The following is a 19,001-nucleotide window of genomic DNA, read 5'->3' on the forward strand; positions in this document are numbered from 1 at the left end:
CTACTCGAAGAGGGCGAAGTACGTCTCGATGTCTTCGGCCTGTATCGTCCGCCGGTCGGCGTGGCGCGCGAGCTTCGCGGCGGCGCTCGCGACGTTGTCGGCGTAGTCCTCCAAGATGTCGGCGAGTGCGATGCGCGCACCCATCGACACACGATACCGGTCGTCGATGTCGAGTCGGGCGATGCGGTCCACGGGGGCGATGGGCAGTTCCAGCTCCTCCCGTTCGACTACCTGTTCGACGCCGAAGTCCTCGGCCATCAGGGTCTTTCGGCCGTCCTCCTCGGCGCGTTCGGCCGCGTCGGCCGCGAGGTCTGAGCCGCGGCGCTGGATGCGCCGGGCGAGTTCCTCGGACGCGTCGGCGCTGACCCGGAGCTCGCCGGCGTTGCGCCGGATAATCGTATCGACCGGGGCGAACGGTAACTCGACGCTCATACCCTCATATGCCGTCCGTGCGGCGTATAATCCTTTCCGTAGCGGCTCTCGTGGGTTCTCGGCATCTCTCGGCCCTTCTCGACGCCACGAGGCCGGTGTCGCGACTACGCGCGCCGTTCGGTTCGCCGAAAGAGAAGCGTCGTCCGACGTTCAGCGGTTCTCCAAGGCGACTTCGGTCGCCTCGATGCGCCCGTCGCGAACCGCGCCGCGAACCGTGACCTCTTGGCCGAGTTTGAGCGACTCGTTCGTCTCCACGCTCCGCGTCTCGGTGCCGTCGTCGAGGACGACGGGGTCGCCGGCCTGAACGACGGTTCCGGTGAACTCCTCTATCTCGCCGTCGTCGGCGTTCGACTCCGAGGAACCGCCGGACGACGAAGCGCCGTTCGCCGCGGACGAGTCGGACGACCCCTCGGCGTCGCCCGCGTCCTCGAACGCGCCGAGTCCCTGCGATTGTGACTCCGCCTGCGCCTCGTCTGCACCGCCCGCGGCGTTCCCGGCGTTCGCGCCGTCGGGAGCCTCGTCCATCACGCTGATAGTGGACCGCCACCCGGCGGAGGCTTCGAGGTCCTCCTGCCAGCCGTCCTTTATCTCGACGTCCGTGAGGACGACGTAGTCCGCGAGGTCCACGTCGGTGTCGGCCTTCTCGCCCCACATGGCGACGCGGATGTCGCCGGTGTCGTCCTTGACGCGGATGTTCCGGACCTGCCCCTCGGACCCGTCGTCTCGGTCGAACGTGCGCTTGGGGTCCGTCTCGATGACGCCGCCCGCGATATCGACCGTCTCGCCGAGTTCCAACTCAGCGATGTCGGTCGTCTCGGGGACGTACTCGATATCTTCGTCGAGTTCCTCCACCGCGCCGCGGTTGCCGACGTGGAGTTCGAGCGACCCGTCGCGTTCGCGGACGTACCCGTCGACGACTTCGACGGTGTCGTCCGGTTCGTACTCGTCCGCGAGGTCGGCCTTCTCGTCCCAGAGGGTGACGCGGATGCGGCCGGTGGGGTCGCCGAGCGTCAGGTTGGCGACGCGACCCTCGGACCCGTCGTCGCGGTCGAACGTCCGCACCGAGTCGGTGCTGAGGACGCGGCCCTTCAGGTTCACGTCCGAGAGGCCGAGCGAGAGGTCCTCGACGCGGTAGGAGTCCTGCATCTGGACGTCCACCTCGGCGTCCGGGTCGGGTTCGACCTTGTCGACGCTGACCTCGACGCCGTTGTACCCCTCCTTGGGTCGCCCCGCGATGCGGAGCACGTCCCCCGCTTCGAGGCTTTCGAGGGCGTCCACGGCGACGTTGTCCCAAAGCGAGATGCGGATGCGTCCCGTCTCGTCTGCGACTTCGACGTTGAGGACGCGGCCGTCCTCGTCCTCGCCGTCGCGTTCGAAGGTCCGGAGTTCGCCGATGCTCATCACCTTCGCGAGGAACTTCACGTCCTCCATGCCGGGTTCGATGTCGGCGACACCCTCGACCTCCTCGTCGCGGAGTTCGTGCGCGATGAGCATCGCCGCCGTCTCCTCGTCGGCGAGTCCGCCCATCTGTTCGACCTTGTCTTCCACGGCGGCCTCGAACTTCTCGAACGACACGTCGGTTTCGAGGTCCTCGTAGACGTCTTCGATCGCACCCATCTACGCGACACCTCCGTCCCGTCGTCCGCGTCCGACGCTGCGAAGAGAGAAACCCGTGGTTCGGGCGATAGCGGCCATAATCCTATCATCGTCCAAGGTAGGCCCGCGCTTAAGCGTTGTCTTCGCGGGAGTACCCCGTCGCAGTCGGGCGATTAGGTCGGCGGGTCGGAACACGTGCTTCGGTGGCCGCGCGTTCGTACAAAAAGTCTCGTCTCGGCGGCGACTGCGCTCGGAAGCCGTGGTCAGCGCTCCTCGCGGGCGACTTCCCGCTTTCCGTTCACGTCGTCGTGGACGACGGCGACGGCGGAGGGGACGGTGCCGTCGAGTGCGACGCGCGCCTCGTAGCCGAGGTTCTCCAGCGCCTCGGTGCACATCTCGTCGTCGTCGCGTTCCTCCACGGCGGCGACGACGAGCGTCACCAGCCCTTCGCGGCCGTCGTAGGTGAGGTCTTCCATCGAGGGGACCGTACAGCCGTTCTTGCCGACGATGCACCCGGTGACGGTCACACCCTCGTCGTCGAAGGCGACGCTGGCTTCGCCCGGCGACGAACACTCGTCGCGGGGGGTGAGCGACGACTCGGTGAAGCGGGGGTGCGTCCCCGACGTGCCGTCGCCTGTCGTCGGTAGTTCGTCGGTTCCGGTCGTTTCCGTCTCGGTCTGCTCCGTCTCGGTGTCCGTCTCCCCGTCGGACCCGGCGGAGCCCCCGAGACAACCGGCGAGGGCGAGAGGGAGGAGCGCGGCAGTTCCGGTGAGGACCGTTCGGCGGTTCATACCTGACAGTCGCGCCGTCGGGAAATAGTCGTATCGTAGGCACAAACAGTCCTTGGTGCTTTCCGCGCGACGGGGTGGCACACCGCGAGGGAGTGGCCGCATCGCAAACCATTTCAAGGGGTGACGCCAATCCAGGAGTGAGTCCTGATAGGGTAGTGGACTATCCTCTTGGCTTGCGGAGCCAGGGACCGGAGTTCAAATCTCCGTCAGGACGTTTCTGCGAGGCGCTACGCGACGAGCGAAGCGAGGAGCCTGCGCCTCGTGAAACTCCTCCGAGGTGATTTGAGCAGACGAGACGAGCAACGCGAGTCTCGGCGAGTTCAAATCTCCGTCAGGGCGCTCATTTCACTCGCGACCCGACTTGCTCCCCGTGCGCGCTGAGCGTCGTCTACCTGTTTGCGGAGTCTGCATCAATACAGTTGAAGTAGTCTCACAGTGGCGACATCGAGGAGGCGGCCACCCGCACACATCGTAACCGTCTTAAGCAAACGAGGTGTAGCGAAGGATGAGTCCTGATAGGGTAGTGGACTATCCTCTTGGCTTGCGGAGCCAGGGACCGGAGTTCAAATCTCCGTCAGGACGTTTCTGCGAGACGCTACGCGACGAGCGAAGCGAGGAGCCTGCGCCTCGTGAAACTCCTCCGAGGTGATTTGAGCAGACGAGACGAGCAACGCGAGTTTCGGCGAGTTCAAATCTCCGTCAGGTCGCGAATGAAATGAGCGCCCTGACTTGCCCCACGCTCGCGTCCACTCGCGTGGGACTCCGTGAGGCCCAAAGGCCTCACGTGCCCCCGTTCACGGTGTTCACGGGGGACTCCGTCAGGACGCCATTCTACCGAGGCAAGACGGCGAGAGACTTCTGGTACTACGCGGTGAGCGAAGCGAGTCGTCTGCATCACGTGTGACAGAGGTGTTCCTCAGCGTGTACAGGGCAAGAGGAGTCTGCCGATGGAGGCGAGCAAACTGCCGAGAACGGCAGTAAGCACGAGCGCCAATATTGCCGGGAGCGCCACGCCCGAAACTGAAAGTGCGGTTCCTACGAGGCCTTTCGCGGTTACGGTCGCTAACACTGATAGTATGAGGTCTTTGATGGTGCATTTCGCTCTTGCCAGAGACCTCCCCGAGGAGTCGAACCTCGGTCTCAGCGCACCACGTTGTCCCTCTACCAGCGATTAATAGCATATTGCTCTTTGGAGAGTATAAATATTCGGGGAATTTAGTAATTCAAGATAAATGAACTGTGGGAGAGTGACTGAAGGAATTAGATATTTCGTATCCGGTGCGGACTACTCCTCGTCGTACCGCGACGGAACGTCCTCCTCGTCGTCGCTCTCCTCGATGGGGCGAACCGACGGGGTGCGGCGCTTCCGAATCGGCCGCGGCGACGGGTCACGGGAGGAGTCGTCCTTCGGCGACCCGACCCACTTCTCGTGACAGTCCGGGCAGTAGTTACCCTTGTACGTCCCGGTGAACGAATATTCGGTGCCGCAGGCGACGCAGACCGGTTCGTGCGTTCGCTTCACTCGGCCACCTCCGAAATGGTCGGATTACCGACTATTTTCATGTGCTATCACGGGCCCTACGGTACGGATACGTATAAGCGTATCACCGGCGTGCTGAAGCCCGAACGGGCGAACGTCGGCTATTTAGGATGCGGACGACGTGTTCGAAGTATGGAACGAATACTCCGCGTCGGAGCGGCGGTGTTCAACGCGGGCGACCACCACGCCGCCCACGACGCGTGGGAGCCTCGGTGGCTCGAACTGGCGGACGGGACGCCGGACGAACGACTGCTCCACGGCCTCATCCAGTACACGGCGGCCGTCCACCACGCGCGGAACCGAAACTGGAGCGGTGCGGTCGGGTTGGCGACGAGTGCGCGCGAGTACCTCGGGGAGGTGGCCGACGGAGACGGAAACTACCGGGGGGTGAACGTCGCCGCGGTGCGGCGGTATCTGGGTCGCCTCGAGGCGGACCCGGAGTTCGCCGAACGCGCGCGTCCGCTCCCGTTGCGCATCGAGGGGCGAGTCGTCCGGGCCGACGACCTGCCGTTCGAGGACGTCGCCGACGCCGCGAGAGTCGTCGCCGAGGACTACGACGCCTACGACGAGGAGGTAATCGAACGCGCGGTGGAGTACGCGACCGAGGAAGTGCAAGAAGACGAACCGGGTGTGGGCGGCGGACGGGCGGGCACGAGGTACGTCGCGTTCCTGTTCGACTTCGTCGGCGACAGGGAGAACAGAGATATCCTCTACGAACGGTTGTTCGCGCACGTCGAGCGAGAACGCGCGCGGGAACGCGACGCGACCGGACTGTTCGAGTGAGCCACCGTCACTCGCCGTCTCCGTCCTCGTCTTCGAACTCCGCGGAGTTGTCTATCGGGTCGAAGCCGAGAACCTCCTTCGCGCGGTCGATGGAGTAGTACTTCCGGTCGTTGTTGCTGATGCCGTAGACGATTTCGAAGTCGTAGTCGGCCTCGATGCACCGCGAGAAGAGGTGCGCGCAGTCCCGATACGAGAGCCACATCGCCTGTCCGCGTTCGTAGTCGATGGGCGGGTGCCCCTCCGTCAGGTTGCCGATGCGCACGTTGACGACGGAGATACCGTACTCGTCGTGGTAGTAGCGGGTGAGAATCTCGCCCGTCGCCTTGCTGACGCCGTAGAGGTTGCTCGGACGGGGGAGTTCCGTTCCGTCGAGTCGGAACTTGTCGTGCGAGCGGTACATGTCGGGCGTGCGGTCCTCCGTCTCGTAGCTGCCGACGGCGTGGTTCGACGAGGCGAAGGCGAACTTCTCGACGCCCGCCTCGGCGGCGGCCTCGAGAACGGTGTGCGTCCCGTCGATGTTGTTCTGCAGGACGCTGTTCCACGGCGCTTCCGGCCGCGGGTCGCCCGCGAGGTGGATGACCGCGCGGACGCCGGCGACGGCTTCTTCGACGGCCTCTCTGTCGGTGATGTCCGCGGCGTACACCGCCTCGTCGCCGACCCTCTCTGGAATCTTGTCGTCAGACAGCGGTTCGCGGTCGAGCAATCGCCAGTCGTAGTCGGTCCCGATGTGGCGGAGAATAGCCTGACCGACGCGCCCACCCGCCCCTGTCAAGAGAACCGGGTCGTCCATTCGGTCGTTACTGGGCGAAGGATGGCTAAGAAAGACCCGATTCGCGTCTGCGAGGAAGCGAGCCGACACGTCTATCTTCGGGCGGGCGCGAGAGACCCCATGCCGAGTACGGCAGAGACGGCTTGCTTCGAGGCGGGTATCAAGTTCGGGTCGCTGTACCACCAGTTCGCCGGGACGCCGGTCAGCCCCTCCAGCGCGGACTCTCTCGCCACCGCGATGGAGGACGCCATCGAGAACCAACCCCACTGCGAGTCGGTCGAAGTGGACGTCCTCGTGGACGACCTCGCCTCCGAACTCGCCGAATCGACGGCGGACTACGCGGAGTTGACGGGGCGGTTCATAGAAGTCGAGATGCTCGTGGAGTACGAGGGGACGCGCGTCCGGACGCGAATGGAGATGGAGGACGACTACCCCATGATGCGACTCGTCTCCGTCGAGGACTGAACGGGCGTCAGAGCCGCTCCGAGACGAGATTTCACTTTCACTTTCGGGCGTGTATTTAAACTACCGGGAGCCGAAGGGAGAGGCATGAGTAGTCAAAGCACGCTCGGGGACGACGACCTGTTCGGAGAGGCCGCCGAAGAGATGCGCTCTGAGGTCGAGGAGCACCTCGACGCCGTGCGGGGTTCCCTGCCCGACGCCGACGCCATCTGGGACACCGAGGCGCAGAACGTCCTCGGCGTACTCAACGGTCTCAAGTCGGCGCTGGACGTCGAGGAAGCCGAGGAGAACCTCCGGCAGGCGAAGAAGACGTTCATCGTCGGCCAACGCGCCGACGCGTTCGAGGACCCCGACTCCCTCGAATCGGAGATAGCGTCCGTCCAAGAACTGTTGGAGACGGTGAGCGACGCGGAGGAACTCGTCGGCGAACTGACGAGCACCATGCCGCAACTGCGGAGTCAACTGCAGGAGGCCGCAGACGCCGCCGAGGAACGGGACGCCGCATCCGACGCGGACGCCGATGCGGACGCCGACGACGGCGAAGATACGGACGAAGCGGACGCCGACGCCGAAGAGGAAGCCGAAGAAGACGAAGAGTGATTTCAGTCGCGCCGACGCGGCCGGTCGACGTCGCGTTCGGCGACGGCGTCGAGGAGTTCGGCCAACGACTCGGCCGACAGGTCGAGTAGTGCTTCCCCCAGCGACGCGTCGCCCTGTCTCGGGTCGCCCACCACGCCGTTCTCGGTGAACTCAGCGGAGTCGTGCGAGAGGTTCACCCCCGATACCCACTCGCCCCAGCGGTCGCTCCCGCCTTCCGCGGCCGCTTCTACTCGCTCCTCGCGGACGAGTTCCGGCCGGAGGTGTCTGAGGAACGCGGTCTCTAAGGGTCCGCCGTGGCCCATCTTCGCGGCGTGGTCGCCGACGGCGTCGAACCACGTGAACGCCACCGCGTAGGCGTCGTCCTCGCGGGTTATCGTCCCCGCCACCTCGTTCAACGCGTCCACGTTGCCGCCGTGGCCGTTGACGATTACGACGCGGTCGAACCCGTGTTCCGCGAGGCTACCGACCGTCTCGCGGACGGCCGAGCGGAACGTCTCCGGAGAGAACCACAGCGTGCCGGGGAACTGCCGGTGTTCGGCGGCGACGCCGACGGGGAGGGTCGGAGCGACTGCCGCGTCGCCGTCGTACGCCTCCGCGCCGGCCTCGGCCACCGCCTCGGCGGTGAACGCGTCGGTTCCGAGGGGAGCGTGGGGACCGTGCTGTTCGGTGCTGCCGACGGGCAACAGCGCGAGGTTCGTCTCCGCGGCGAGATTCGACACGTCGGTCCACGTCGCCTCCGAGAGTCGCATACACGGCGGTGTGGGCTCGGGCGGCTTGTAACCGCCGGATGGAAGCGCCGTCGGACCGGCGCGTTACAGCGCCCCGCCTCAGTCGTCGTCGTCCCCGACTTCGGTCCGGGAGGCGCGGCGACTCGCCCGTTCGACGAACTCGTCGGGGAGTTCGTCTATCTCGCCCGCTTGGACGCCCCAGAGGTGGGCGTACAGGCCGTCCTCGCCGATGAGTTCCTCGTGGGTGCCGCGCTCGACGATTTGCCCGTCTTCGAGGACGACTATCTGGTCTGCGTCCTTGATGGTCGAGAGGCGGTGAGCGATGCTGAACGTCGTCCGGTCCTCCGTCAGGCGGTCGAGGGAGCGTTGGATGAGCATCTCCGTCTCGGTGTCGACGTCGGAGGTGGCCTCGTCCAAGATGAGGATGTCGGGGTCCCTGAGGATGGCGCGGGCGATGGAGAGACGCTGACGCTGCCCGCCGGAGAGCTTCACGCCGCGTTCGCCGATTTCGGTGTCGTAGCCCTCCGGGAGGTTCCGGATGAAATCGTGGGCCTCGGCGGCTTTGGCGGCCTCGACCACGTCCTCGTGGTCGGCGTCGAACGACCCGTAGCGGATGTTCTCCTCGACCGTTCCGTAGAACATGAACGTGTCCTGCCCGACGTAGCCGATGGCCTGCCTGAGACTCGGAATCGTCACGTCGCGCACGTCGGTACCGTCCACTCGAACCGACCCCTCGTCCACGTCGTACATCCGAAGGAGGAGCTTCAGGACCGTCGATTTCCCTGCGCCGGTCGGGCCGACGAGCGCGAGGGTGTCGCCGCCCGGAACCTCGAACGAGACGTCCTCGACGATGGTCTCGCTCTCGTCGTAGCCGAACGTCACGTCGTCGTACTCGACGCGGCCGTCGCGGACGACCAACTCCTCCGCGCCGGGGTCCTCCTCGATGCGCGACGGTTCGTCCATCAGGCCGAACATCCGAGCGCTGGAGGCGTGCGCCCGCTGGTACATGTTGATAATCTGCCCGAACTGCGCCATCGGCCAGATGAACCGCTGGGTGAAGAGGATGAACGTGACGAACTCCCCGGGCGCGAGCGTCCCGGTGAAGAACCACGGTCCCGTCTCGTTCAGCACCCAGAGGCCGCCGACGGTGAACGTCAGGACGAAGCCGATGCCCGCGAGGATGCGCAGGCCGGGGAAGAACTTGATGCGGGTGTCGATGGCGTCCCAGTTCGCGTCGAAGTAGTCCATCGACACGTCCTCTACGCGTTCTGACTCGTACGTCTCCGTGTTCGACGTCTTGATGACGGAGATGCCGCCGAGGTTGTTCTCCAACCGGGAGTTGACCCGCCCGACGGACGAGCGGACTTCGGCGTACTTCGGCTGGATGGTCTTGATGAAGTAGTAGGTGAAGAGGGCGATGAGGGGCACCGGAAGCAGGGCGACGAGGGCGAGTTGCCAGTTCAGCCAAAAGAGGATGCCCGCGATGCCGAGGACCATGACGCCGAGGCGGAACGCGGAGTTCATCCCGTCGTTGAGGAACCGTTCGAGGCGGTTCACGTCGTTCGAGAGGATGGACATCATCTCGCCGGTCTGCTTGTCGGCGAAGAACTCCATGTTCAGCCGCTGCATCTTGTCGTACGTGTCCGTCCGAACGTCGTGTTGGATGTTCTGCGCGAAGGAGTTCCACCCCCAGTTGCGCGTCCAGTGGAACGCCGCCCCGCCGAAGAACGCGACGGCGATGAGGCCGATGGTGAACCACAGTTGCGCGTCTCGCGCCCCCGGGAGCCACGCCTGCGGGACGATGGGGAGGTCGAACGCGCGTTCGTCGAGGAAGATGGCGTCGACGGCGATGCCGAGGAGCAACGGCGGCAGGAGGTCGAGCAGTCGCGCGCCCACGCTCGCGAGGACGCCGACCGAGAACTGCGGCAGGTTCCGTCGCCCGTACTCGACGAACAGACGCCGCATCGGATTCTCGGCTTGCTCCCGTTGTTCCTCGAAGGGGTCGTCGTCGCTCGGGGAGGTAGCCATTACACCGTCTTCGGGGGCCCAGCACACTAAACCGTTTGATACGAACCGAAACAGTCAGCGCGGCGAGAGCGACGCGGACCCGCGACGGCCTACAGCACTCTGTCCTCCACGTCCGGGTCGACGGACGCCTCGGAGAGGTCCTCGCGGATGCGCGCCCGGAGGGGGTCGGGGACGGTGTTCCGTCCGACGGGAACCGCCGTCTCGCCGTCGTCTTTCACCTTCCAGTAGAGGACGCACTCGGAGGGTTCGTAGAACTCGACGCTGTAGTGGTCGTCGGCGCCCCGGTAGTGGACTCTCGCCGCGAACCCCTCGGCGCGCCACCCCTCCAACTCCGCGAGTGCCTCGACGTGTTCGCCCATGCCTCCGGTTTCGGGGCTACCTTACGTCGTTGTTTCGCCTTCGGACCCGTAGTCGCCGATTCGGATCCGGTCGCCCTCCTCGATGCACGACTCGTTCGTGTAGCCGTAGGGGACTTCGAGGACGTACTTCCCGGTGCCCCTGTACTTCGTCAGGTCCTCTCCGGAGGTGCCCTCCGGCGGGAGTTCGGCGTGGTGAATCTGCGTGATGGTGCCGTTCTCGTCCACGAAGACGATGTCGAGGGGGAAGGACATCTCGCGCATCACGTACGCGTGTTCGCCCTCGTCGTCGTGGACGAACAGCATCCCCTCGTCCTCGCCGAGCGACTCGGTTTCGCTGAGTCCGGTGTAGCGCTTCTGGTGGGTGTCCGCGATGCGAACGTCGACGGTCGCCAGCGTCTCGTTGTCCGCCTCGTCGAGGACGGTGACCGTCGTCCGTTCGTACTCGCTCGTCGGGAACGCCGACGGGTTGAACGCGTAGACGGCACCGGTGACGGAGGCGAGGACCAACACCGCGAACGCGGCGATTGTGAGCGTCTGCCGCGAGACCATACCCGAAGATAGGACGGAGTGCGCCTAAGGATTCCGGCGAGCGAATTGGAAACCGTTATCCCGACGTGGAAGTAGAATCGAGATGCGGGCTCGTAGTCTAGGGGTTATGACGCGTCCCTTACAAGGACGAGATCGGTGGTTCGAATCCGCCCGAGCCCATGTTTCTTCGGCGAACGAAGTGAGCCGAGAAACATCTATCGAGGGCGATTCGAAGCAGGGAGCGAACGGAGTGAGCGACCGAGGTTCGAATCCGCCCGAGCCCACTAAAATCCGTGAGCGACAGCGAACGGTATTTTCGTGACGAGAGGGCGGTTAGAACCTGACGACGAGTGAGCGTAGCGAACGAAGTCGGCGTGGTTCGAATCCGCCCGAGCCCATGATTCTGCGGCGAACGAAGTGAGCTGAGAATCATCTACCGAGGGCAATTCGAAGCAGGGAGCGAACGGAGTGAGCGACCGAGGTTCGAATCCGCCCGAGTCTAGCAGAACTGTCCTAGTCTGAGCGTCCTCAAATCCACTCCCATCCGTCGCTCCCAGAGACATACAGCAGAGAGCGTATTGGAAGCATCTCGACCTATCCGAAGGAAGTTACCATTTGGCCCGCAATGGAGTCTATGTCGAACGACTCGTTCGCGAGCGGACGTCGGAGTTTCGAGGCGAGGGGCGACGGAACGAACCGAATTTCGAACGCAGCGTGAACCCGCTATATCTCCTCTTAGGTGCGGCGATGTTGCTCCTCGTAATCGTCGACCTCCTGTGGACGACGCTGTGGGTCGACGGCGGCGCGGGCCCCCTCTCGTCTCGCCTGTCGAAGTGGGTGTGGCGTCTCCTCCGGCGGGTCGGCGAGCGACACTCTCGACTGCTGAGTCTCGCCGGCCCCCTCATCCTGACGCTCACCCTCGCCACGTGGGTCGGACTCATCTGGTTCGGGTGGACGTTCGTCTTCGCGGGCGGCGAGAACGCGCTTATCGACACGCGAGACGGCGGCCCCGTCGATTGGACCAGTCGGCTCTACTACGTGGCTTACACGATGTTCACCGACGGGAACGGCGACTTCACGCCCAACGGGAGCGTCTGGCAGATGGCCTCGTCCTTCACGACGGCCAGCGGGATGCTGTTCGTGACGATGGGCGTGTCCTACGTGCTCGCCGTCCTCGGGGCGGTCGCCGAGAAGCGCGCGTTCGCAAACAGCGTGACCGGAATAGGGCAGGAGAGCGAGGAGTTCATCCGGTCGTCGTGGAACGGCGAGGACTTCCACGACGTCGACCTCATGTTGGATACGGTCTCTTCGAACCTCAACCAACTCTCCGAGCAGCACAAGTCGTATCCGATACTCCACTACTACCACAGCGAGGGTGAAGCCGAGGCGTCGGCGATGGCCGTCGCGGTGTTGGCCGAGTCGACGACGATTCTCGCCGAGGGGATCCCGGAGGAGTACGGGCCGAACGGCACCCTCATCAAGAGCACCCGGTCGAGTACCAAAGACTACCTCCAGACGCTCGACAACGCGTTCATCGAACCCGCCGGAGAGACCCCGCCCCCGCCGGACCTCGATCGCCTCCGCCGGGCGGGTATCCCGACCGTCTCCGACGCGGAGTTCGCCGAGGCCCTCGAAGAGATGAACGAGTCGCGGCGAAAACTGCTCGGGGCGGTCGAGGCCGACGCGTGGTACTGGCCGTCGCGGCGGAGCGAATAACGGCGCGGCTTACTCTCGTTTCCGGGCGGTAGTCGTCGTCTCGCGCCATCTCCCGTGGGCAGCGCGAAACCGGACCGACGGCTACTCGGGGATTCCGACGACGGCGATGTCGTAGGCCGCGATGTCCGACGCCGAACTCAGGATAATCACTCCGAACTTCCACCGCGAGTTGGGTGCGATGTCCCGCGTGGTAGACAGGTACTGGCCGAGGTGCGCGCCGTCGGCGTTGTACACTCGGACGCGGACCTCCGCGTACTCTATCGGGGAGTCGTCCGTGTTGGAGACGACGCCCTGCACGGTCGGTCCTTTGTACCCGTCCTGAACCACGTACTCGTGCGTCTCCAGCGTGAGCGATTGGAGGGGGTTCGCCCGCTGGTTCGTCTCCGTCGTCGCGAGGGCTTCCGCGACGAGCATCTGTTCGGCCGTGCGCTGACTGGCGTTCGTCTGGTTCGCCTGCCCCTCCTGGTACGTCGGTTCGTCGCTCGCCCCCGCACACCCGGACAGGGCCGCCACGGCACCGCCGCTACAGGCGGCCACGAAGCGGCGGCGCGTGATGTGGTCCGAACCGTTCATCCTCTCTCCACCGTCCTCGGGTCCCGACTGGAAGCTGACACGGCCGAACAGACGGTTGGGAGACATTTGAATATGATCGCAGAGCCGCTCCCTCCGGGACCGTCGAACGGCCCGACGCCGACCGGCCCGACGCCGACCGGGAGCGAACCGGTTGGCCCAACGTACTTTGGGCGGTGGTGTCGTATGCGACGTATGGGTTCTGTCGGGTCTACCGATACGGGAGATACGTCCGGGACCAAGAGACGAGAGCAGACGGGGTCGCTGAGTCGGTTCGTGGAGTGGGTGAAGATAGACGGCGACCGACTGGTCGTCACGTTCGGCATCGCGGCGATAATCTTCGCGTTCGTCCTCGCCCTCTACTTCCTCGACGTGATAGCGTTCGAGAATCAGAACTCGATCACGCGGATGGCCAGCGGGATGATAGCGGGGTCGTTCTCGCTCGTCACGCTCGTCGTCTCCGTCAACCAGTTGATCCTCTCTCAGGAGTTCTCCCCCGCCGGGAAGCACCGGGATCAGTACGCCGGCGTGATGGACTTCCGACGGGACATCGAAGAACGGAGCAGCGTATCGACGGCCCCGATAGAGCCGGCACGGATCGTCGCTGTAATCGCCGACGCCATCGTCCGTCGGGGCGACGAGTTAGCCGACGCGGTCGAGGGCCACCGGGACGAGGAGTTCGAGCGGGAAGTCCTGCGGTACACCGACCGCCTCCGGTCGGACACCGAGTGGATAAACGAGCAGATAGACCGGTCGAGCGTGGAGGCGTTCGACGCGCTCTCGGTGGCGGTCGAGTACGACGACGGGTGGCAGATATCCGCCGCACGCTCCCTCCGAAACGACGCGCCGGCGCTGACGGACGAGACGTCGGCGGCGTTCGAGGACCTCATCGGCACCCTACGGCTGTTCAGCACAACACAGGAGCATTTCAAGACGGTCTACCTCCAGCGCGAACTGACGCGGTTCTCGCAGTTGACCATCTACTGCGGCATCCCCGCGGTACTCGCGGCGGCGCTGATTGCACTTCTGTACGGCGACGCCGGAGGCGCGGCGATAAACGTGCAGCTGCTCCCGTACGTCACGTCGTTCCTCGCGACGGTCGTGTTCGTCCCGTTAGCGTTACTCGCCAGCTACATCCTGCGGACCGCGACGGTGACTCGGCGAACCGCGACGACCGGTCCGATGCTCCTGGAGGAACCGACCAAAGAGCGGCCGGGGGACGTCCGAGAGAGCGAGGCCGACTAAGAGAGCCCCGAAAGTCACCGTAACTCCGTTACGATCGGCCCAGTACTCCCCCGCCGCGGAACCGGTTTCTGACGGCCGCTCCGACGACGAGGAGCGCAAGTATCGCGCCCGCGACGAGGACCGGTCTCTCCGCTGTGACGGCGAGCGCCGCCGAAAACAGCGACCGCTGGCGGCCGTAGTAGACGACACCGCCGGTGGCGGCGTAGAAGCCGACGGACCCGACCGCAGTGAACGCGCCGAACTGCCGAGGGTCCATCCCCGCGAGACCGGCCGGGATGGAGACCACGGAGCGTAACGCCGGGAAGAACCGCCCCCAGAGGACCGACGACCGCCCCCACCGTCGGAACCACTCTCTGCCGCGTTCGATACGCTCCTCGGAGACGTTCACGCGGTCCCGAATCCAGTCGCTCCCCCCGACTCGGTCGCCGCGAAACACGTAGAACGGCACGTACGCGCCGGCCGTCCCGCCGACGGTAGCGGCGAGGACGAACACGGCGAACGACGCGGGGTCGGTGATGATGAGTGCGGCCGCGACGGGGACGACGACTTCGCTCGGGAGGAACGGAAAGAGCATCGACGTCTCGAGGAAGGTAAAGAGGAGTAACGCGAGCGGTCCGTACAGACGTACGAATCGAAGCGCCACGTCCGTCAGGTCCACCATACACGGTGTACGCGGCGACGCCGTAACACACCTACGGCACCTCCTCGCGGCGGCGGGGGGACGGTCGAAAGGAGAGAGCGACGCCGCCGTCTCTCGGTCGAACGACTACGGTCGAATGAAGCCGTTCACCGTCGCGCGGCGCGGGAGAATCAGCTATCGGACGTCTTCGGCGCGTTGACCGCCAGAACGGATAGCATGTACTGGCGTCCGCATCCGCACTCTAAGTATCTGTCTTCGGAATCCCCCTCGATCCAACTAGAGCAGTTCTCGCAGGACACCTTCACGTCCATCGTTCGCTGTTCCCGTTGCCGTGCGCGACATTTATCGATTCTGTGACTACGGAGATAACAACGAGTCAGCCGCGGGGTGCCCCTAACGGGACACCGCGCACACGAAGGCATCAGTCACAGGGGCGTCTCGCCCCGAGTTGAGAGAACATGAGTCGTGTACTCACCTTCGGAGCAGTCCTCGTCGTCCTCGTCTCGGGGGCGGGAGGAGTCGTCGCCGCAGACGCCGCCGGGTCGTCGTTCGCAAGCGGAACGGCCGACACCTCGCAGGCGGCGCCCGCGGGACAGAACGACCGTTCCGCGGCGGCCCAAGTCAAAGGCGACAGTCGGAACGGTAACTTGCGGTTCGACTTCCGGATTCAGAGCATAGAGCGGTGCGGCCTGACGTGTCGCGACGTGACCGTCGCGGCGACGAACACGAAGAGCACGACGGCGCGGAACGTCACCTTCGTGACGAAGATGTACGCCGGCGACACCCTCGTTTGGCGCGGAAACGAGACGTTCCGGAAGGTCGAACCGGGCGAGACCAAGACGACGACGAAGCGCGTGAACCTGGGCCTCGTCGAGGCGGCGCAGGTCAGAGGGAACGGCGGCTACGTGACCGCAGAGACGAACGTGACGTGGAACTCGGGCAACGAGTCGTTCAGCGAGCGTCGAAAAGTGACGTAGGGCGGGTCGAATCACTTCGAAATCCTTTTTTGTATAACCAGCATCCCACAGAATGCGCGCCGCCTTAGCTCAGACTGGGAGAGCACTCGACTGAAGATCGAGCTGTCCCCGGTTCAAATCCGGGAGGCGGCACTTCTCTGAACCCGACCGCCGAGCGAAGCGAGCACGGCGGGTTCTGTAAGTGGTACCCGACCGGATTCTGAACCAGCGAGCGTCAGCGAGTGAGGTTCAAATCCGGGAGGCGGCACACCCTTCTCGATTCAGCTGCCGTAACGACCTTCGAGAGCGACTACTCGTCCTCTCGCGTCGTTTTCCGTTCCTTGATAAGTCGAGAGTTGTTACTGCGTCTCCTTCCGTCTCGTAATTGCACGGCCGATCGTCTCAGGAAGCGTTGCGTACTGCACGCGGCGAGGCGGTGTCTGTCGTGACCGTAGGGCTGAATACAGAGGATACATCTCTCGCAGAGATCTCGTTTATTCCGTCTGATCGGAGCTGAACTAACCCCGAGGTAGGACGTGCGAATGCGGCACGAGATTCGCCTCAATCTACTTCGCTGATGAAGGACAGCACCTCGTCGGTGTAACGGTCTGGGGCGACGAGATGCACCGCACGTCCGTATCCCTCCAAGGTAAGCGAGTCGACTGTTTGGCATCATTTCGTGGAGTCGTTCGGCCATGCTTTTGTGGGGGCTCTCACTCCCGACGAGCAGTAACGTCGGGGTGGAGAGCTCTCCGAACGGTGTGAGATCCCACCAGTCAAGCTTCCCAGCAGTTTTCAACTCAGGCAGGAGGGTTTGATGGGATATATCCACGTGGGTATCCCATACCGGTGACGAACGTGGTGACAACCAAAGAGTTACTAAATTCAACGGTCGATACGCACTGAGGCTCAGGCTCTCGGCGAACTCGACCTGAAACGCTAGAAGCGATAGTCGGTCGATACAGAACGTTTTAGCAGAGCGATTAGGGCCTCTAACAGAACGCGATCTCTCACACCAACATGGACGTGCTACTTAGGGGACTGTCTGTCACTGATTGCGAAAGAGAGGCTTATGAACCGTTACTCTACATACTATCGATACGATGAGTAACTATCCTGAGACTGAACAACGAATCAGAGAAGCTGCCTTCCGTGCACTTACTAGACACGGATACGCGGATCTCTCGATCAAAGATATAGGCGACGAACTCGGTCAAAACCCATCCCTGATATACCATTACTTCGATAGCAAAGACGAATTACTGCTTTCGATGCTCGATGTCTTCGTCGAGATTTTTGCCGGCCAACGAGCTGAGCAGCCGATCACTGACCCGGAAGCGGAACTACGACAGTTCATTGATCAAGTTCTCTCTCCTCAACCAGAGCAAGTCGAGCAAGTCCTGTTCTCTCCACCACCCGATATCCAACAAGGGGTTTCGCGAGTGTTTGTCGAACTGTGGGCGCATGCGACGTGGGATGACGAATTCCGAGCAGAAACTACACAAGTGGAAAACCGACTCAGAGACACGGTCATTGAGATCCTCCGTGCCGGTATCGAACTTGATCAGTTCCAACCGGTGGAACCGGAGCAGACGGCAGATCATCTTCTCTTTCTGCTGAAGCAAACGATCCACACTCGTACGACGACAAACCGAGATGACGCCACGGAGCGCGGTCAAACGATCATCGATGGCGTAATAGACGATATTTCCGTCGAGAGTTAGTCAGAGGGCTGCTGTTCTCGTTTCGGCGACCGCTTCCTACGTTACTCTCGCCGCAGTGCTACTGGCCGACGACGGTATCACAAGACCTATGTTAATTAATCAATTAATTAATGTATGCAGTCCTCTGGATCAGCCGTTGGAGTGGGTCAGGCACCGGAAGCCATTCGAAGCCGCGAGAGGCAGCTCTCGCCGTTCGAGTGGTACGCTGAGATGCGTCAGAAAACTCCCGTTTGTTACGACGAACAACGGGAAACGTGGGACGTGTTCCGATACGAAGACGTAAACCACGTTCTCAAAAACCATGATGCGTTCACAGCTAATCGTACACTGGAGGACAACGAATCCTCGAACGGCGGCAGTGATGAGATGCCGATGTTGCAGACGATGATCACAACAGACCCGCCGGAACACAACCGACTTCGGGGATTTATCGACGAACAGTTCCAACCGGGAGCGATACGGGAGTACCAGCCCCAAGTGGAGAAGGTAACGGCGGAGTTGCTAGACGACCTCGAAAACAAGCAGCAATTCGATTTTGTCGACGAGTTCGCAGTTCCGGTTCCGGTCATCGTCATCGCCGAGTTGCTAGGGATCCCCGCTGACCGCCGCGAGCAGTTCAAGGAGTGGTCGGATGCACTCGTTGCGCGGCCCGAAGACGACACAGAAGAGGAGATTCAACGGGTCCAGCGAGGACAGCAACAGGCCCAACAGGAGATGGGCAGGTACTTCGCAAAGTTACTGGAAGAGCGCCGGGGGGGTGACGGCGATGATCTCGTTACGCTCGCAGCGAACGCAGAAGATCTATCCAGAGGAGAGAAGGTCGGATTCTGTATCCTCCTCCTTCTCGCAGGCAACATCACGACGACGAACCTCCTCACGAATACGATCTGGTCGTTCGAGGAAGAGGGAATCATAAACGACGTTCGAACGGGGGCGATCGATCACGAACAGGCTATCGAAGAGGTGCTTCGATATCGATCCCCGATCCAGTCATTAAAACGAATCGCTACAGAGAACGTCGAGCTGAACGGCCAACAGATCCAGACCGGGGACGTCCTGACACTCTGGTTGGGTGCTGTAAACCGTGATCCGGAGATCTTCGACGACCCCGAGAAGTTCCGACCCGAGCGAGGGCCCAACCGGCACATCGCGTTCGGAACGGGAGTCCACTTCTGTCTGGGAGCTCATCTCGCGCGGATGGAAGCAGACGTAGCCATAGAGCAGTTACTTGAGCGCTTTGATCGGCTGGACGCGGATCTATCGGATCTTCAGCCGTTGAGTAGCCTCTACGGTCTTGAATCACTCCCCTGTGAGGTGAGCGTGAACGCTCATTCCGAAAGATAGGCTGATATCGCCCATTGTTATGTTCGCGTATCTACGTAATGGATCTGGGGTCACCGAGTGACAGGCAACCGGTTACTCGGGTGCTCGGTAGCCGTCAGTGAATAGTGTCCTCTCGCCTCTGTTTGGCACCTCCTATATCACAGTCCTGTACTGTCGATCGACGGTAGTCAAGTGGCCGATTGAAGGGCGA

General features: G+C 63.2%; 19 protein-coding genes and 4 tRNA genes. 12 read left to right on the top strand and 11 right to left on the bottom strand.

What is annotated here, in order from left to right:
• The 3 genes from BLS11_RS12210 to BLS11_RS12220 all read right to left on the bottom strand — a co-directional run bounded on the left by BLS11_RS12210 (window position 1) and on the right by BLS11_RS12220 (window position 2,819).
• A complete protein-coding gene (locus tag BLS11_RS12210) occupies window positions 1-432 on the bottom strand; it encodes a histone (protein ID WP_092537833.1) in 432 nt (143 codons plus the stop codon).
• Window positions 433-582: 150 nt separating this feature from the next.
• Window positions 583-2,049, bottom strand: coding sequence for a single-stranded DNA binding protein (locus tag BLS11_RS12215; RefSeq protein WP_092537835.1), 1,467 nt, complete (start codon window positions 2,047-2,049; stop codon window positions 583-585).
• 242 nt (window positions 2,050-2,291) lie between these two features.
• Window positions 2,292-2,819: a hypothetical protein gene (locus BLS11_RS12220; RefSeq protein WP_092537837.1), complete on the bottom strand. Its 528-nt coding sequence runs from the start codon at window positions 2,817-2,819 to the stop codon at window positions 2,292-2,294.
• Between the two features lie 141 nt (window positions 2,820-2,960).
• On the opposite strand from BLS11_RS12220, the gene BLS11_RS12225 reads away from it, so the two are divergent.
• Window positions 2,961-3,033, top strand: a tRNA-Arg gene (locus tag BLS11_RS12225).
• A gap of 295 nt (window positions 3,034-3,328) precedes the next feature.
• Window positions 3,329-3,401, top strand: a tRNA-Arg gene (locus BLS11_RS12230).
• 703 nt (window positions 3,402-4,104) lie between these two features.
• Here BLS11_RS12230 and BLS11_RS12240 read toward each other — a convergent pair.
• The gene (locus tag BLS11_RS12240) at window positions 4,105-4,341 is read right to left on the bottom strand and encodes a DUF7564 family protein (RefSeq protein ID WP_092537841.1); all 237 of its coding nucleotides are present in this window, start codon (window positions 4,339-4,341) and stop codon (window positions 4,105-4,107) included.
• Window positions 4,342-4,491: 150 nt separating this feature from the next.
• Here BLS11_RS12240 and BLS11_RS12245 point away from each other — a divergent pair, with 150 nt between their 5' ends.
• Window positions 4,492-5,142 carry a DUF309 domain-containing protein gene (locus tag BLS11_RS12245; RefSeq protein WP_092537843.1) on the top strand — a complete coding sequence of 217 codons (651 nt, stop codon included), beginning with the start codon at window positions 4,492-4,494 and terminating at the stop codon, window positions 5,140-5,142.
• A 7-nt stretch (window positions 5,143-5,149) separates the two neighbouring features.
• On the opposite strand, the gene azf is transcribed toward BLS11_RS12245, so the two are convergent.
• Entirely contained in the window at window positions 5,150-5,932 is a 783-nt protein-coding gene (gene azf / locus BLS11_RS12250; protein WP_092537845.1) for an NAD-dependent glucose-6-phosphate dehydrogenase Azf, read from the bottom strand.
• Window positions 5,933-6,031: 99 nt separating this feature from the next.
• Here azf and BLS11_RS12255 point away from each other — a divergent pair, with 99 nt between their 5' ends.
• Together BLS11_RS12255 and BLS11_RS12260 are read left to right on the top strand one after the other, a co-directional pair.
• Window positions 6,032-6,376, top strand: a complete 345-nt coding sequence (locus tag BLS11_RS12255) for a dihydroneopterin aldolase family protein (protein WP_092538596.1) — start codon at window positions 6,032-6,034, stop codon at window positions 6,374-6,376.
• Window positions 6,377-6,460: 84 nt separating this feature from the next.
• Window positions 6,461-6,973 carry a DUF5790 family protein gene (locus tag BLS11_RS12260; RefSeq protein ID WP_092537847.1) on the top strand — a complete coding sequence of 171 codons (513 nt, stop codon included), beginning with the start codon at window positions 6,461-6,463 and terminating at the stop codon, window positions 6,971-6,973.
• Window positions 6,974-6,975: 2 nt separating this feature from the next.
• Here the strand turns inward: BLS11_RS12260 and BLS11_RS12265 are convergent, their stop codons facing one another.
• The 4 genes from BLS11_RS12265 to BLS11_RS12280 form a co-directional block, all read right to left on the bottom strand.
• A complete protein-coding gene (locus BLS11_RS12265; RefSeq protein ID WP_092537849.1) occupies window positions 6,976-7,722 on the bottom strand; it encodes a creatininase family protein in 747 nt (248 codons plus the stop codon).
• A gap of 78 nt (window positions 7,723-7,800) precedes the next feature.
• On the bottom strand, window positions 7,801-9,729 hold the full coding sequence (locus BLS11_RS12270; protein ID WP_092537851.1) for an ABC transporter ATP-binding protein: 1,929 nt from the start codon (window positions 9,727-9,729) through the stop codon (window positions 7,801-7,803).
• A gap of 89 nt (window positions 9,730-9,818) precedes the next feature.
• Entirely contained in the window at window positions 9,819-10,088 is a 270-nt protein-coding gene (locus BLS11_RS12275; RefSeq protein ID WP_092537853.1) for a DUF7538 family protein, read from the bottom strand.
• Between the two features lie 21 nt (window positions 10,089-10,109).
• Complete coding sequence (locus BLS11_RS12280) at window positions 10,110-10,637, bottom strand: DUF192 domain-containing protein (protein WP_092537855.1); 528 nt, start codon at window positions 10,635-10,637, stop codon at window positions 10,110-10,112.
• 86 nt (window positions 10,638-10,723) lie between these two features.
• On the opposite strand from BLS11_RS12280, the gene BLS11_RS12285 reads away from it, so the two are divergent.
• A tRNA-Val gene (locus BLS11_RS12285) sits at window positions 10,724-10,796 on the top strand.
• Between the two features lie 567 nt (window positions 10,797-11,363).
• Complete coding sequence (locus BLS11_RS12290; RefSeq protein WP_245698893.1) at window positions 11,364-12,332, top strand: potassium channel family protein; 969 nt, start codon at window positions 11,364-11,366, stop codon at window positions 12,330-12,332.
• 81 nt (window positions 12,333-12,413) lie between these two features.
• Here BLS11_RS12290 and BLS11_RS12295 read toward each other — a convergent pair whose 3' ends face one another.
• Window positions 12,414-12,905 carry an FxLYD domain-containing protein gene (locus tag BLS11_RS12295; protein ID WP_139172797.1) on the bottom strand — a complete coding sequence of 164 codons (492 nt, stop codon included), beginning with the start codon at window positions 12,903-12,905 and terminating at the stop codon, window positions 12,414-12,416.
• A gap of 192 nt (window positions 12,906-13,097) precedes the next feature.
• Between BLS11_RS12295 and BLS11_RS12300 the strand changes: the two genes are divergently transcribed.
• Window positions 13,098-14,147 (top strand): DUF7972 family membrane protein, encoded by a 1,050-nt coding sequence (locus BLS11_RS12300; protein ID WP_092537861.1) that lies wholly within the window; start codon window positions 13,098-13,100, stop codon window positions 14,145-14,147.
• Window positions 14,148-14,175: 28 nt separating this feature from the next.
• Here the strand turns inward: BLS11_RS12300 and BLS11_RS12305 are convergent, their stop codons facing one another.
• Window positions 14,176-14,808 carry a DedA family protein gene (locus BLS11_RS12305; protein ID WP_092537863.1) on the bottom strand — a complete coding sequence of 211 codons (633 nt, stop codon included), beginning with the start codon at window positions 14,806-14,808 and terminating at the stop codon, window positions 14,176-14,178.
• A 437-nt stretch (window positions 14,809-15,245) separates the two neighbouring features.
• Between BLS11_RS12305 and BLS11_RS12310 the strand changes: the two genes are divergently transcribed.
• The 4 genes from BLS11_RS12310 (at window position 15,246) to BLS11_RS12325 (ending at window position 18,811) form a co-directional block, all read left to right on the top strand.
• On the top strand, window positions 15,246-15,764 hold the full coding sequence (locus BLS11_RS12310; protein ID WP_092537865.1) for a hypothetical protein: 519 nt from the start codon (window positions 15,246-15,248) through the stop codon (window positions 15,762-15,764).
• A 58-nt stretch (window positions 15,765-15,822) separates the two neighbouring features.
• Window positions 15,823-15,896, top strand: a tRNA-Phe gene (locus BLS11_RS12315).
• Between the two features lie 950 nt (window positions 15,897-16,846).
• Entirely contained in the window at window positions 16,847-17,467 is a 621-nt protein-coding gene (locus BLS11_RS12320) for a TetR/AcrR family transcriptional regulator (RefSeq protein ID WP_092537867.1), read from the top strand.
• A 114-nt stretch (window positions 17,468-17,581) separates the two neighbouring features.
• Window positions 17,582-18,811 (top strand): cytochrome P450, encoded by a 1,230-nt coding sequence (locus tag BLS11_RS12325; protein WP_092537869.1) that lies wholly within the window; start codon window positions 17,582-17,584, stop codon window positions 18,809-18,811.
• The last annotated feature ends 190 nt before the right edge of the window (window positions 18,812-19,001 follow it).

The sequence above is a fragment of the Halopelagius longus genome (assembly GCF_900100875.1).
GTDB classification, from domain to species: Archaea; Halobacteriota; Halobacteria; order Halobacteriales; family Haloferacaceae; genus Halopelagius; species Halopelagius longus.